The organism is Candidatus Regiella endosymbiont of Tuberolachnus salignus (genome assembly GCF_964020115.1).
Lineage (GTDB): Bacteria > Pseudomonadota > Gammaproteobacteria > Enterobacterales > Enterobacteriaceae > Regiella > Regiella insecticola.
Genome location: NZ_OZ026542.1, coordinates 854,577 through 867,118, shown reverse-complemented (window position 1 = coordinate 867,118; position 12,542 = coordinate 854,577). Strand labels below are relative to the sequence as shown.

Sequence of the window (12,542 nt, the reverse complement as noted above, 5' to 3'; positions counted from 1 at the left end):
AACCATGCTTGATTATCAGGAAGAAATCACGTGTCTGGAAAAGCATCTCCTCGCCCTTGCGCAGCCACCGATGGCTATTCCCAACACCGCCGTGTTTACCCAAAATGCCTACTGTAAAAAACATGGATCTTATGAACAGCGTATTCGAGAATTCAATGTGATTAGCTGTGTCGCCAGCCATTCAACCTGCCCAGACTGTATCCGAGATAAAATTGCGGCGCTTCGGCAAGCTCAACAGGAAAACGATAAACGTCTCTCTGAGCAACAGATTATCCGCTTGATGCAGGGTTTGAATTTGCCCCCACGTTTTCAATCAGCGACGTTGAATAATTTTGAGCCCATCAATAAAGAGGCTGCGCACTGCCTGAAAGTGTGTCAAGCCTACGCCAATCAGTGGCCTGAACGACTCAAACAAGGCGGGGGGATAGTGATGTGTGGCAAACCCGGCACAGGCAAAAACCACTTAGCGCTGGCCATTGCTCAGCATGTTATCACTGCCTACCAGGCATCGGCACTGTTCACCTCAGCCCTGCACTTGGTGCGATTATATAAATCAACCTGGACTAAGCCGACGCAGATGACAGAGGCCGAGGTGCTGCGGATGCACATCTCACCAGAGTTGTTAATCATTGATGAAATAGGCGTTCAATTTGGCTCTGACACAGAGAAAATTATCTTGTTTGACATCATCAACAATCGGTACGAAGGGATGAAACCGACCATTTTGCTCAGTAATCTGCCAAAAGAAGCCTTAGCGCAGTTTATGGGTGAACGTGTGATGGATCGGATGAACGAGGGCGGGGGCTGCACACTGGCGTTTACCTGGGACAGTTATCGATCGAGGGTGACTTAGTGACGGCCATTAAACACGGATGCAGAGCGTATCGGCAGAGAGTGAATACAACCCATGTCAACAACAACCGTTAACTAATGGCCAATTGCATCAAGAAACCTAACAGATAATGCACTGTTAACAAAGTAATATTAATCAATTTATTGAAATTAATATAATTTTAAAAGATTATGAGTAAAAGGAGCTTATTTAAAAAACAGGGTAACCATTTTTTGCTAGCGAAACAATTTGCGCTTTATCAGTGATTCTGGCGATAACAGACAACACTATTTTTTTCTCATAACCGTTTTAAAGCACCGTGACATTTTCATTAAAAGCATTATAATTCAATAAATAAACTTTATTAACAGAGCCATATAAATCATTTTCTGACTTTTTATCTGTGAAAATGATCATGCTAAAAAATTACTCGTTCTACCCCAATGATAGGGGATCGCCTGTTATTTCTTCAGTGACCGGCGTGTTGAACTGTCTTTAGCACCAACATTATTTGCGAAAGAGCCTCACACTGGGTATACGTGGGATAACAAATCGTGAGAAGCGTGTCCTCCTGATAACGACAAATTGGGTAAGGCTACGTCTCTGAAAAAGTAAAGAGGAGCTAGCGCTAGCTGTAGCTCATCCGCCGCCGAACTGGCGTCTGCGTTAGGGGTTGAGCGAGGGCTTTTTTATGGGCAATCAGTGCTAAATAATATTGGCAAGCAATTCTATTGTAACTATGATTAATAAACCGCTGGGGTATGGTCACATCAAAATGGATTGTGGGGGTATTACATGAACAAAATAAAGACTTATTTAAAGATATTGCCTATTCTACTATCATCTATACCTGTCTTAGCTGCTCAAAAAGAAACGCCAGTTTGTAAAGTATGGCCGGGTAGACTTTTTCCCATCAAAGCTTGCACACCACAAAAGCTTACTGTACAGAAAGCTAAACCATCCAGACCAGAAAACAGTGTGCCTTACGAATCGATGCCAACTCCTCCTTTCCTTGCAGCTTCCATGCAATTAAACCGCGAAATGTAACTTTGAATACTAAGGTCTTAGGGAAACCCTGAAGAACCGATAAAAGTAGTCTATTCTGTTACCAATAATTTTTTTAGGTTAATAGTGAAATGAAAACGAAATCGACGAGACGAGCCGACTTTTTAGCGCAAATGAATACGATAGTTCCCTGGGAAAAAATTCTGGCCAAACTCAGTCGTCATTATCCCAAGGCAAGCCCTAAAGGCGGTAGACCAGCGAAACCTTTAGAGATGATGTTGCGGATTTATTTTTTACAAAATGGGTTTAATTATGCTGATTTATCGATGGAAGAAGCGTTATACGACATCCCCTTATTACGTCAATTTGCGGGGATATGTCTCGATGCCATTCCCTCCGATCCCACGATCCTGCATTTTCGTCATTGGCTGGAAAAACATCATTTAAGTGAAGCGCTGTTTGAAGAAGTTAAAACGCATTTAGCGTCGCTTCAGCTATTTATCAAACGGGGTAGCATTGTCGATGCTACGATCATTCATGCACCCAGCTCAACTAAAAACCGACAAAATAGCCGTGATCCTGACATGAAAGCCACCCGTAAAGGTAATCAGTGCTACTTTGGCATGAAAGCGCATATTGGCGTGGATGCACAGACGGGGCTGGTGCATTCTCCCTGGTGGGAACCTCGGCGAATGTAGCCGATGTGACGCAAGTTCATCACCTTCTTCACGGCCAAGAAGAGGTTGTTCATGGTAATGTCGGTTGTAAAGGCGTGATGCGACGCAGCGAACATCAACATCGCGTGGTCACCTGGCACATCCCCCGACGGGAGGGTATTGGCCTTGCCGGGGCAGGAGCAGCAGGTATGGAAAAAACATCGGCATCAGCAAAGTCTCAACGCGAAAATCCGGGCTAAAGTAGAACACCCCTTCCGTGTATTAAAATGCCAGTTCAACTTTAGAAAAGTGCGTTACAAAGGTTTAGCTAAAAATACTGCGCAATTATTTAGCTTATTTGCTTTGACCCATCTCTTTCTCGCTAGAAAAATTTTGTTTTGTCGCCCCTAATTGACCCTTGATACTGAAAAAAGTGTAGCTAGTATCTGTATACCGTAAAAAAGAGCGCATTGACCTCCTTTTCTATCCAATGACTTTAAAAATTAGTGCTACTAGCGCCAAATATAAACTTTTATGGGAGGTTCTTCAGGGTTTCCCTATTGCCAGTGAATCCCATAACCAGAAAGGTGAAGTCATTTTAGTACATGTGTAATCCGAGACTACCATAATCACTGAGCGTAAAATTGCTCCCAATCAAATTGGTTGAGTAATCCAGTGATTCAATTTTTCTAAGAATGCACTGACCCGAAAAAGTTGGACAAAATAAAAACTTATTTAACAGTTTGCGCGAAATTCTCCGTCCATAGCTAGCGAGTTAGTTTAGTGTGAGATGGATAGCGCCCTCTAATCACTTTGGTTTATCTTGATTCTGTATGTAGTCTTTCAGAATGCTAAGTGGAGCACCCCCTGCGGTTATCAAGCAGTGAGTCCTCGCCCATAAAACAGGTTTCCAGTAGTACACTGCAAGGTGCTTTGAAAACTCCTTACGAATAAAGTCGGCTGCTCACCGTCTTCAGGCTATTAATGAGCTTTGCTGGTTCGATATTTGGGTGCATCTCCAACATAAGCAGGACTTACGCAATTTTCACCTAAAATTAGGATAGGAATTCTGTAGAGTGTCACAAATGAAACCAAGCCGCTTAAACTACTGCCAGTATCTGATGGTAAGCCAGATAAATTACACCTTGACGAATTTTGCTGATCACACGCAAGACATGAGTCACGATGCGATTAATCGCTATTTGCGAAAAGGTCACGTAACGGGAAGCGCTGTGTGGGCACAAGTAAGGGGTGATATGGTGCCATCTCCAGACGGCTATATTGTGTTCGACGACACGGTATTGGACAAAAATTTTTCGCAGCAGATTGAGTTGGTGCAACGTCAATACAGTGGTAACGCCCACCGCGTCATCAAAGGCATTGGCGTCGTGAATTGTCTGTACGTCAATCCTAGCACGGAACAATTTTGGGTCATTGATTTTCGTATTTACCATCCTGAGGGTGACGGCAAATCTAAACTCGATCATGTGCAGGATATGCTGAACAACGTAGTACGACATAAGTGCCTGCCCTTTGCTGCCGTGTTGATGGATACCTGGTATGCGACTAAGAAGATGATGCTATTTATCGAATCGTTGCACCGATGTTACTACTGCCCACTGAAAGACAATCGTTTGGTGGATGATTCATGCGGGGTAAATCCTTATCGTCACGTGGATTCTCTCATCTGGGACGAATATGAACTCGCTCATGGAAAGACGATCAAAATCAAAAATTTTCCAAAAATGCATAAGGTGCAAGTGTTCCGGGTTGTGGTGTCTACACACCGCACGGATTTTGTCGTGACTAACGACCTTTCTCAAGACTCTACCTCGGGCACACACCAAGTGTGTGGCTGGCGCTGGAAGATTGAGCAGTTTCACCGTGAAGCAAAACAACTCACTGGACTCGAAAAATGCCAATGTCGCCGTGCTCGGATCCAACGTAATCATATTGCTTGCGCTTTTCTAGTTTGGATCCGATTGGCTCAAATTGCTCGAAGCACAAGCAAAACGCTTTATCGTATTAAGCAAGGCTTGCTCGATGATTATCTTTGTCAACAGCTCAAAAAACCTTCTATTATTATGCGATTTGCGTAAGTCCTGATAAGGTGAACGTGGTCAGCTTTGCCACCAAACTCTAAAACACTGACATATCACTTTTTGCACTGTTCCCTGAATATTTCCTCCAGTAACTCACCCGTGAAGCACTTATTTCGGTATTTTGTAACTAACACTAAGTGGTAGTTCATCTTATAGACATAGTAATAATGAGATCTAATAACCACGTTGATTCTCAACACTAAAATGAGTAAATGTAATGAACGCATCCCAACCACTTAATCAAGGGCTCGAGACTGAAAAGTAAGGTGTGGATCCTCACAGATTTTCGGCATCATTGTGCCCATACGGGATGCCTAGTGCTTCCAAAAACTGGAGGACCCACAAAATGAAATATACACCGGTTGGCGTAGATATCGCAAAACATGTGATTCAGATCCACTTTATCGACGAGCACAGTGGTGAGGTAGTTGACAAGCAGCTCCGTCGTCATGCCTTTTTAGCGTTTTTCAGTAACCGGGCGCACTGCCTGATAGGGATGGAAGCGTGTGGTGGTTCTCAGCACTGGGCTCGTGAACTGGAAAAACAGGGGCATAAAGTTCGCCTGCTTCAGCCTCGTTTTGTAAAAGCCTTTCTGATGGGTAATAAGAATGATGTGATGGATACCCGTGCTATATGGATGGCAGTGCAACAACCCGGCAAGGCCATTGCAGTAAAAACCGAAGAACAGCAGTCAGTACTGGTGCTGCACAGAATACGCCGCCAATGAGTAAAATTTAGAACTGCACAGATTAATGCCTTGCATGGCATGTTGCTGGAGTTCAGCGAAACAATAAGTAAAGGCCGGGCTTCACTGGATAAATCTCTGCCATGGGCGCTGGAGCGCTTGAAGGCACGACTGCCGCCCTTCCTTATCGCTATGCTGGAAGAACAACACCAGCGACTGGGTGATCTGGATGCTCAAATCGAGGGTATTGAAAAGCAACTGGTTGCTTTGGCAAAACAGAATGAAAGCTGTAAAAGGTTGCTAGAAATCCCTGGTGTGGGGTCTATTATTGCTACCGCAGCCATGGCCACGATGGGCGAGGCTTCTGCCTTTAAATCAGGACGTGAGTTCGCAGCCTATGTAGGCCTGGTACCGAAACAGACCGGAACGGGTGGAAAAATCCGGTTACTGGGGATAAGCAAACGAGGGGATACCTATCTGCGAACGCTATTTATCCATGGTGCCCGCGCAGCGGCGTTACTGGCAAAAGAACCGGGGCAGTGGATAACGGAGTTAAAAAAACGCCGGCCAACCAGCGTGGCAATCGTAGCAATGGCTAACAAACTGGCAAGGACGGTATCTGAATAAGGTCCTGAGCTTAAAGCTCGTTGAGGAAATGAGGTGTGAGTCAGCGGATTTCATCGGAACCCGCAGCAGTGCTATTTGCTGCAATAAGGCCGAATATAAAGCTGCAACCGAACCTTTTGTTCTGGTTAACGGGAAGATGATTAAATCAGTTAAACGATTATGCTGGATAAATGATTATCTCCACAAGGTGAGTCGTTTCATTATCAATTACGCTTTGATGGCCGACGCAGGAACCCTTGTTATTGGTCACAACTTCGAATGGAAAAAATCCATTAACATCGGCAAGCTGAATAACCAAAAATTTGTCAGCATTCCTCATGCCAGGCTTATCGAGATGATTCAATATAAAGCCGATGAAACCGGGCTCACTGTGATTGTAAGAGAGGAAAGTTACACCAGCAAAGCGAGCGCTTTGGATTGTGACGCTATACCAAATTACGGCGATATTGGGGAAAAGGTATTTTCAGGTAAACGTAACGCGGATTATACGTGACATCAAACGGACGCTTGCTAAACGCGGATGTGAATGGGGCAATCAATATCCTGCGGAAAGAAATCGGTGATGACTTTGTAAAAGGTTTAGCTGATAAGGGCTGCGTGTACCTGCCCAAGCGAGTCAATGTACTTGTTTTAGAATGCGCCCACGGGTTGCAGAAGCTCAATCCATAGCGGCGTAGCCGTTTGTTGGGTCGAGTCGTTCACGTTGGAATACTTAATACTGGTAATATCCGGCGGAAGAATCACGGGTTTTTAAATAAACTCGCTTTAAGCATTAGCCATCGGTGCACGGTATATCTCTATTCCATCAATCGCCCTGTTTTTACCTCATTTAGCAGTGTGTCGGGGATTGTTCATTGTCTCAATCTGCCTTAACGCCGCCTTATCTTGATTGCACTGCTCCAGAGCCAGCAGCAGTTGCTCATTCAGTAGCACACTATCGCCCCACGTCATGTGCTCAGGGATGACCGGCACCTGACAGTCACCCAGCAACGTGGCGGGGATGAGCACGCGCGGGGCGGGCAGGTATTTGGTCTGCGTGGGCACGCAACCGGTTAACAGCGGCAGCAGGCACAGGCAAATGTGCACAATGCGCCGACGTAATAATCTTCCGTATCGTGATAATGCGAGGGGAAGAATCCCGAACGGCCTTTTGGTGTGCATCCTGTGTCGCTCCGACTATTTTATTAAAAACCTCAACAATCTTTTCATAGTGAGTCACCTGCGCCCACGCGGCGTCCCTTTCAATGCGCAGTGCTTGATTAGATCGTTTCAGTTGCCGGTTTTCCTGGTACTGAGATTGGATCGTCATCGCGAGGGTGATCAGGGTAATAAGTAACAGCGTTCCCACCAGGGTTCGCCAACTAAAGGTCAGGTTCATCGATCCCCCTTTGGCATTTAAAAACGCTTATTTTTAGCGGATAAGGTGCCATCATGATTACATTTCCTCTCTATCGGTATCCCTCGCTGAAGGCGGAGCGCGGTGCCATAATACGTTGGATGGATATGACGAGAACCGCCCGCGGGCGTGCGGCGGGGCACCTCAAGCGATTTTTTGAGCGTCGACCGGTATGACGCGTTTTTTCTGTGACGAAGGGAATTTCAGTACAGGTCATACGCTGCGGGGGGAGATGATCGCGGGGGTGCCCGGGATCATCCACCTACGCAATCGCGTTTATTTATCACATTAACAAACTTTTTGCGGATCGCATCAGTATTTTTTACTTTTTTTCGCGGCCAGCATTTCTGACTTCCGGATCGGTGTTTGTCAATGTAGTTGTCGCCTGAAACTGTTTTTGTCAACGCTACTTTAGATTGGGCTCTTCCGCAAATAATGTTGGTGCTGAACGCCGTAGCTAACTGAGATATAAATCATTTTCTGACTTTTTATCTATTGAAAATGATCATGCTCAAAAAATTACTCGCTCTCCCTCGAAAGTGGGGGATCGCCGATTATTCTTTCAGTGCTCGGCGAGTTGAACTGTTGCTTCAACATCGCAAACATTCTGCGTATTGTCCCCCAATGCAATATGAAAAGCCGCTGTCGTTAGGGCTTTACTCACCGACGACTTCAGCATTTACCCTGTGGAGGAAAGACCCTGATACTATGCTTTCGTCTTCAGCGATTTTGTTGCACCAACAGCAGATGTAGTGGTCAAGTAAAATCGGACACTTTTTTAAGACACCTTGATTAATGGTATTCGCTCAAACTCCATGGGAGAAAGATATCCCAGTACACTGTGGGGACGTTTACTATTGTAATAAGCCAAATAGTCCAACACACTTAGCTTGGCATCATGGTGACCCTTCAGCACTTCGTAGTGCAAATATTCATATTTCAGACTGCGGAAAAAGCGCTCTGTGGGGGCATTTGCATATTATCATCAAGAAGATCACCGAATAACCCCCTGTGTCAGCATAGTTGTCGCCTGTTAATATTAAGGAGAACACCATGCCGGCAAACCCCGTGCCTATCAATATCAAGCAACAAGGGTTGCTCTGGCTTCAACCTCCGTATAATTGGTCTCACCGGCAAATAGCGAAGAAGCTAGACGTGAGCCCTTCGGTTGTTTCAAGATGGAGAAACGAGTTAATGAGTGATGGCCTGTTATGTGAAGATGAGCAGTTTTTAAAGAATAACGAAGGTTGGTCGCCCGAACAGCGTTTTGCGGTGGTCATTGAAAGCGCAGTGATGTCTGAAATTGAGCTGGCCGAATACTGTCGGCACAAAGGATTGTTTGTTGAACAGGTAAAGGAATGGCGAACGGCTTCGCTCCGGGCTCATGAGCCGAAAGCCTTGAATAATCATAAAGTTGATAAAGTCGTCAAAGAATACAGACAAAAGATCCGTGAACTTGAAAAAGAACTCACCAGAAAAGAAAAGGCGCTGGCGGAAACCGCAGCGCTACTGGTATTAAGGGAAAAGTTCAATGCCCTCTGGGACAACAGCGAGGACGTCTAATACCTCTCCCGGAGCGGCTTAATATAGTTGATATGCTTAGGAATGCGATGAAACAGGGGGCTCGTAAGGCGCAAGCCTGCCAGGTCATTGGGATTTCAGTCAGAACACTGCAACGCTGGCGCAACAATTGTCACAACGCTCCCCTGGCCGACAAACGGTCAACGGCCGTTCGCAATGCCCCCAGCAACAAATTGTCTGATGCTGAACGACAGCGGATCATGGAAATCTGTAACTCACCAGAGTTTTCAAGTTTCCCTCCGAATGTCATCGTTCCGACGCTGGCTGATAGGGGAATTTATATCGCCTCTGAGTCTACGTTTTATCGCGTGCTCAAAGCGAACAAACTGTTAACACCTAGACGTCGAGAGAGAAGTTATAAACGTCCAGGCGCACAAAAAACGACAGCACCGAATCAGGTATGGTCCTGGGATAGTAGTTATTTGCCAACACCTATAAAAGGTCGGCATCTTTACCTCTACATGATGATGGACATTTTCAGTCGGAAAATTGTGGGGGCAGACGTTTTTGAACAAGAATCCGGCGAACAGGCTGCAGAGCTACTGCAACGATGCATCTGGAAAGAAAAATGCGCGGGCAAAAAAATCATTCTTCATTCAGATAATGGTGGCCCCATGCGTAGTTATACCCTGTTGGCGAAAATGTACGATCTGGGGGGAATCAGTTCATATTCTCGCCCACGAGTCAGCAATGATAACCCTTATTCCGAATCCTTGTTTCGAACGGTGAAATATTGTCCCCAGTGGCCAGCCGAGGGGTTTACTTTACTCAATGATGCCAGAGCCTGGGTAGCTCAGTTTGTGAACGGGTACAACCTTGAACATAAACACAGTGGTATCAAGTACGTTACTCCAGATGAACGTCATAGGGAGGCAGATAAAGAAATATTAGCTAAACGGAAAGCCATCTATGAATTAGCTCGAGCTAAAAAACCCGAACGTTGGAGCAAAGGCTGTCGTAACTGGAATTTTATTCATGAAGTGATGCTGAATCCGGAAGTAAGTGCTGCATAAAACAGTTTCAAGCGACAACTACATTGACAAACACCGCGAGAGGTTTCACGCATTTTGTCATCCAGTAATTGATGACGTCGTTTCAGTAAATCGCTTACTTTTTCAGCAATTTCAGATAATTGATTCTGTTTAGGATGTGGTTTCATTGTGCTGGCATAATCTTTAATAAGCTGAGCATCGATTCTATCCGTTTTAGCCAGCAGGCCCTTACTTTTAGCAAAAGCGCGAATTTTATTGGCATGCTCAACAAATACGGGTACCTGTTGGGCGCGCAGTGCTTTGACAAGGGTTCTTTCATACCCCCCGGTGGCTTCACAGAGAACCCGTTCAACGTTCCTATTTTTTTTGATTTCTTGCACCCATTTTTTTATTAATGAAGCCGAGTTTGAAAGGGGAGTGACTTTATCTGAAAAACACACATCAAGCGTGGCTTTTCCAACATCAATACCAATATACTCTCCCATGTTGCCCTTTCCTTTTGTATAATCGAATTGAAAAAATAATAGACTTTTTCCCTACTTGTAATTCGAGGCGTCTTAAACCCTCATGACATCTGTTCGGAACCGGCCTATATCAAAATAGGATAGAGGGTCATGACTCAGGTACGGTGCTTCATCACCTTATTCGGAAGAACGACCCCTCTATCCACCTATTAAGGTGATCAGAATTAACAGGCAATTTCAATATACAAGAAGGAAGATATACATCAAAGCGAAGGCTGATAAGTCTTGGCGATTTTGGGGTATTTATGTTCATGTTGGTAAGATGGAAACGTTGCGCACATCCTATAAGCTGGCGAAAGAAAACAAGGGGGCACCAGGAGTAGATGGTGTGACCTTTGAAGAAATTGAGTCCACAGGGGTAGACAACTTTCTTGAATCCATCAGGAAGGATTTACTCTCCAAGACCTACTACCCATTGAGGAATCGGAAACGGGCGATACCGAAAGCTGGAGGGCAATCCAGGATGTTAAGTATTCCCACTATTCGAGACCGCGTAGTGCAAGGTGCAGTCAAACTCATTCTAGAAGCGATATTCGAGGCAGATTTCCAGCCGGGCTCTTTTGGTTATCGCCCCAAGCGAACGGCTGCTGAAGCAGTAGAACAGGTAACAGTAGCAACTATCAAGAATATGACGCGAGTCATCGATGTCGATCTCAAATCGTATTTTGACACCGTGCGCCACGATATTTTGTTAAGCAAAATAGCAACGCGCGTGAATGACAAAGAAGTCATGCGGCTACTCAAGCTGATACTGAAAGCAGGTGGGAAATGTGGGGTACCTCAAGGCGGTCCGTTGTCGCCACTACTGAGCAATATCTATCTCAATGAGGTAGACAAGATGCTTGAACGAGCAAAGGCGGTAACAGGTACGGATGGATATCAGCATATTGAATACGCGAGATGGGCGGATGATCTTATCATAATGATCGACAGCCATAGAAAATGGGATTGGCTGGCAGTGGGTGTCTACAAACGACTGAAAGAAGAACTCATGAAGTTGGGAGTAACACTTAATTTAGAAAAGACACGACAAGTTGAGCTGAAGCAAGATGACTCCTTCAGTTTTCTAGGTTTTGTTTTTAGAAGAACGAAAACAAAGCAAGGGAAATGGGGCGTCATGAAAACACCGAAGATGGACGCGAGAACACGGCTTTTACAGAAATTAAAAGCGGTGTTCAGACGCCATCAGTCTCAACCGATTGATCGGGTCATTTATCTCATCAATCCGATACTCAGAGGCTGGGTGAATTATTATAGGATCGGTAATTCAAGTCGATGTTTTACCTACGTTAAAGATTGGGTAGAAAAGAAAGCGAGGCGTCATTTAATGAAGGCGCGTCGACGGCAAGGCTTCGGCTGGGGGAGATGGAGTAAGGAAGGGTTTTATCAAAAATTAGGTTTATATTCAGACTATAAGATTAGATATTACCCAGTACTGAAAGTGTCGCCAGCTAGATAGGTCACATAAGCTTTGGTATGAAATTGTCAGGTAAGCGTAGTGCGGGAAAACCGCATGCTGCGTTTGACGAGGCGGGCGATGGAAACGGGAGCAATCAAGATAATATCGTGATTTGATCACCGCGCCATTGTTCGACCCTACCGTATGACCCAAAGTCTAAGCCGCAAAGGGAATTGTTGGGACAACGCTCCTATGGAGCGCCTATTCAGAAGCCTCAAAACCGAATGGGTACCCAAAGCAGGCTATCCAACTGGGCAAGAAGCAAAACGAGATCTTATTGATTATCTCATCGGCTACTACAGTCAAACTCGCCCTCATCAATACAACGGCGGATTAACACCAAATGAATCCGAGCGGCTGTACTGGGAGAAACACAAGATACTGGCCAATTTTACTTGACCACTACACCCTGTGCAATGCCTGATAATATCGGTAATGTCAGTGCTAAGATAAAAAAAAGTAGCGTTGACAGTAATGTTTTACGCAACAACGGAGATTCATTTCGATTGCCTGCGGCATGCATATTACCATCAAGAAGCTCACCCAATACCCTTATTATCTGATGTTATGCAGCCCACATCTGATAGGTTTGTCAGATGAAAAAATCTAATCTTTATTTATACACTGACTTTATTTTAATTTATTTTCTTGCGGAGGTCTAAGATGGCTTATAATTGTAATTC

At 44.9% G+C, this 12,542-nt stretch carries 14 protein-coding genes and 4 pseudogenes; 11 read left to right on the top strand and 7 right to left on the bottom strand.

From position 1 onward, the window contains the following. Nucleotides 1-4: 4 nt before the first annotated feature. From AACL30_RS04445 to AACL30_RS04435, 3 genes and pseudogenes are all read left to right on the top strand, one after another. The gene (locus AACL30_RS04445; protein WP_339057843.1) at nt 5-853 is read left to right on the top strand and encodes an ATP-binding protein; all 849 of its coding nucleotides are present in this window, start codon (nt 5-7) and stop codon (nt 851-853) included. 774 nt (nt 854-1,627) lie between these two features. Further along, nucleotides 1,628-1,879, top strand: coding sequence for a hypothetical protein (locus AACL30_RS04440; RefSeq protein WP_339057842.1), 252 nt, complete (start codon nt 1,628-1,630; stop codon nt 1,877-1,879). Between the two features lie 89 nt (nt 1,880-1,968). Next, nucleotides 1,969-2,904, top strand: a pseudogene (locus AACL30_RS04435) (IS5 family transposase). A gap of 397 nt (nt 2,905-3,301) precedes the next feature. Here AACL30_RS04435 and AACL30_RS16400 read toward each other — a convergent pair. Further along, on the bottom strand, nt 3,302-3,445 hold the full coding sequence (locus AACL30_RS16400; RefSeq protein WP_407078951.1) for a transposase: 144 nt from the start codon (nt 3,443-3,445) through the stop codon (nt 3,302-3,304). A gap of 133 nt (nt 3,446-3,578) precedes the next feature. Between AACL30_RS16400 and AACL30_RS04430 the strand changes: the two genes are divergently transcribed. After that, nucleotides 3,579-4,592 carry an IS701 family transposase gene (locus tag AACL30_RS04430; protein WP_339057841.1) on the top strand — a complete coding sequence of 338 codons (1,014 nt, stop codon included), beginning with the start codon at nt 3,579-3,581 and terminating at the stop codon, nt 4,590-4,592. A 56-nt stretch (nt 4,593-4,648) separates the two neighbouring features. Here the strand turns inward: AACL30_RS04430 and AACL30_RS16395 are convergent, their stop codons facing one another. Further along, nucleotides 4,649-4,744, bottom strand: a complete 96-nt coding sequence (locus tag AACL30_RS16395; protein WP_218014757.1) for a transposase — start codon at nt 4,742-4,744, stop codon at nt 4,649-4,651. Nucleotides 4,745-4,941: 197 nt separating this feature from the next. Between AACL30_RS16395 and AACL30_RS04425 the strand changes: the two are divergent. The 3 genes and pseudogenes from AACL30_RS04425 to AACL30_RS04415 all read left to right on the top strand — a co-directional run bounded on the left by AACL30_RS04425 (nt 4,942) and on the right by AACL30_RS04415 (nt 6,576). Beyond that, a pseudogene (locus AACL30_RS04425) lies at nt 4,942-5,907 on the top strand (IS110 family transposase). A gap of 28 nt (nt 5,908-5,935) precedes the next feature. After that, nucleotides 5,936-6,400, top strand: coding sequence for an IS200/IS605 family accessory protein TnpB-related protein (locus AACL30_RS04420; protein ID WP_339057840.1), 465 nt, complete (start codon nt 5,936-5,938; stop codon nt 6,398-6,400). Then, nucleotides 6,397-6,576 carry a hypothetical protein gene (locus tag AACL30_RS04415; protein ID WP_176488864.1) on the top strand — a complete coding sequence of 60 codons (180 nt, stop codon included), beginning with the start codon at nt 6,397-6,399 and terminating at the stop codon, nt 6,574-6,576. The genes AACL30_RS04420 and AACL30_RS04415 overlap by 4 nt, the downstream gene beginning before the upstream one ends. A 156-nt stretch (nt 6,577-6,732) precedes the next feature. Here the strand turns inward: AACL30_RS04415 and lysC are convergent, their stop codons facing one another. After that, a complete protein-coding gene (gene lysC, locus AACL30_RS04410) occupies nt 6,733-6,915 on the bottom strand; it encodes an Rz1-like lysis system protein LysC (protein ID WP_043913686.1) in 183 nt (60 codons plus the stop codon). Further along, a complete protein-coding gene (locus tag AACL30_RS04405; RefSeq protein WP_006704785.1) occupies nt 6,887-7,285 on the bottom strand; it encodes a hypothetical protein in 399 nt (132 codons plus the stop codon). Before AACL30_RS04405 ends, lysC begins: the two co-directional genes overlap by 29 nt. Nucleotides 7,286-7,338: 53 nt before the next feature. Here AACL30_RS04405 and AACL30_RS04400 point away from each other — a divergent pair, with 53 nt between their 5' ends. Beyond that, a complete protein-coding gene (locus AACL30_RS04400) occupies nt 7,339-7,479 on the top strand; it encodes a hypothetical protein (protein WP_339057839.1) in 141 nt (46 codons plus the stop codon). A gap of 602 nt (nt 7,480-8,081) precedes the next feature. On the opposite strand, the pseudogene AACL30_RS16390 reads toward AACL30_RS04400, so the two are convergent. Then, a pseudogene (locus AACL30_RS16390) lies at nt 8,082-8,267 on the bottom strand (IS3 family transposase); the annotation flags it as partial. Between the two features lie 89 nt (nt 8,268-8,356). Here AACL30_RS16390 and AACL30_RS04395 point away from each other — a divergent pair. Continuing rightward, nucleotides 8,357-9,897 (top strand): IS3 family transposase gene (locus AACL30_RS04395; protein WP_339057458.1). Its coding sequence is split into 2 segments (ribosomal slippage): nt 8,357-8,831 and nt 8,831-9,897, totalling 1,542 coding nucleotides; the frame shifts between segments, so codons are not numbered across the junction. Here the strand turns inward: AACL30_RS04395 and AACL30_RS04390 are convergent. After that, nucleotides 9,858-10,361, bottom strand: coding sequence for an IS110 family transposase (locus tag AACL30_RS04390; RefSeq protein ID WP_339057838.1), 504 nt, complete (start codon nt 10,359-10,361; stop codon nt 9,858-9,860). The genes AACL30_RS04395 and AACL30_RS04390 overlap by 40 nt on opposite strands. A 310-nt stretch (nt 10,362-10,671) precedes the next feature. On the opposite strand from AACL30_RS04390, the gene ltrA reads away from it, so the two are divergent. Next, on the top strand, nt 10,672-11,859 hold the full coding sequence (gene ltrA / locus AACL30_RS04385; protein ID WP_339057837.1) for a group II intron reverse transcriptase/maturase: 1,188 nt from the start codon (nt 10,672-10,674) through the stop codon (nt 11,857-11,859). A 120-nt stretch (nt 11,860-11,979) separates the two neighbouring features. Beyond that, nucleotides 11,980-12,258: pseudogene (locus tag AACL30_RS04380) on the top strand (integrase core domain-containing protein); the annotation flags it as partial. Here AACL30_RS04380 and AACL30_RS04375 read toward each other — a convergent pair. After that, entirely contained in the window at nt 12,251-12,406 is a 156-nt protein-coding gene (locus AACL30_RS04375; RefSeq protein ID WP_339057836.1) for a hypothetical protein, read from the bottom strand. The pseudogene AACL30_RS04380 and the gene AACL30_RS04375 sit on opposite strands and share 8 nt — an antisense overlap. Between the last annotated feature and the right edge of the window lie 136 nt (nt 12,407-12,542).

Coding starts and splice junctions, on each gene's coding strand:
- AACL30_RS04445 (WP_339057843.1), top strand. CDS start 5: ATGCTTGATTATCAGGAAGAAATCACGTGTCTGGAAAAGCATCTCCTC.
- AACL30_RS04440 (WP_339057842.1), top strand. CDS start 1,628: ATGAACAAAATAAAGACTTATTTAAAGATATTGCCTATTCTACTATCA.
- AACL30_RS04430 (WP_339057841.1), top strand. CDS start 3,579: ATGAAACCAAGCCGCTTAAACTACTGCCAGTATCTGATGGTAAGCCAG.
- AACL30_RS16395 (WP_218014757.1), bottom strand. CDS start 4,744: ATGAACTACCACTTAGTGTTAGTTACAAAATACCGAAATAAGTGCTTC.
- AACL30_RS04420 (WP_339057840.1), top strand. CDS start 5,936: ATGAGGTGTGAGTCAGCGGATTTCATCGGAACCCGCAGCAGTGCTATT.
- AACL30_RS04405 (WP_006704785.1), bottom strand. CDS start 7,285: ATGAACCTGACCTTTAGTTGGCGAACCCTGGTGGGAACGCTGTTACTT.
- AACL30_RS04400 (WP_339057839.1), top strand. CDS start 7,339: ATGATTACATTTCCTCTCTATCGGTATCCCTCGCTGAAGGCGGAGCGC.
- AACL30_RS04390 (WP_339057838.1), bottom strand. CDS start 10,361: ATGGGAGAGTATATTGGTATTGATGTTGGAAAAGCCACGCTTGATGTG.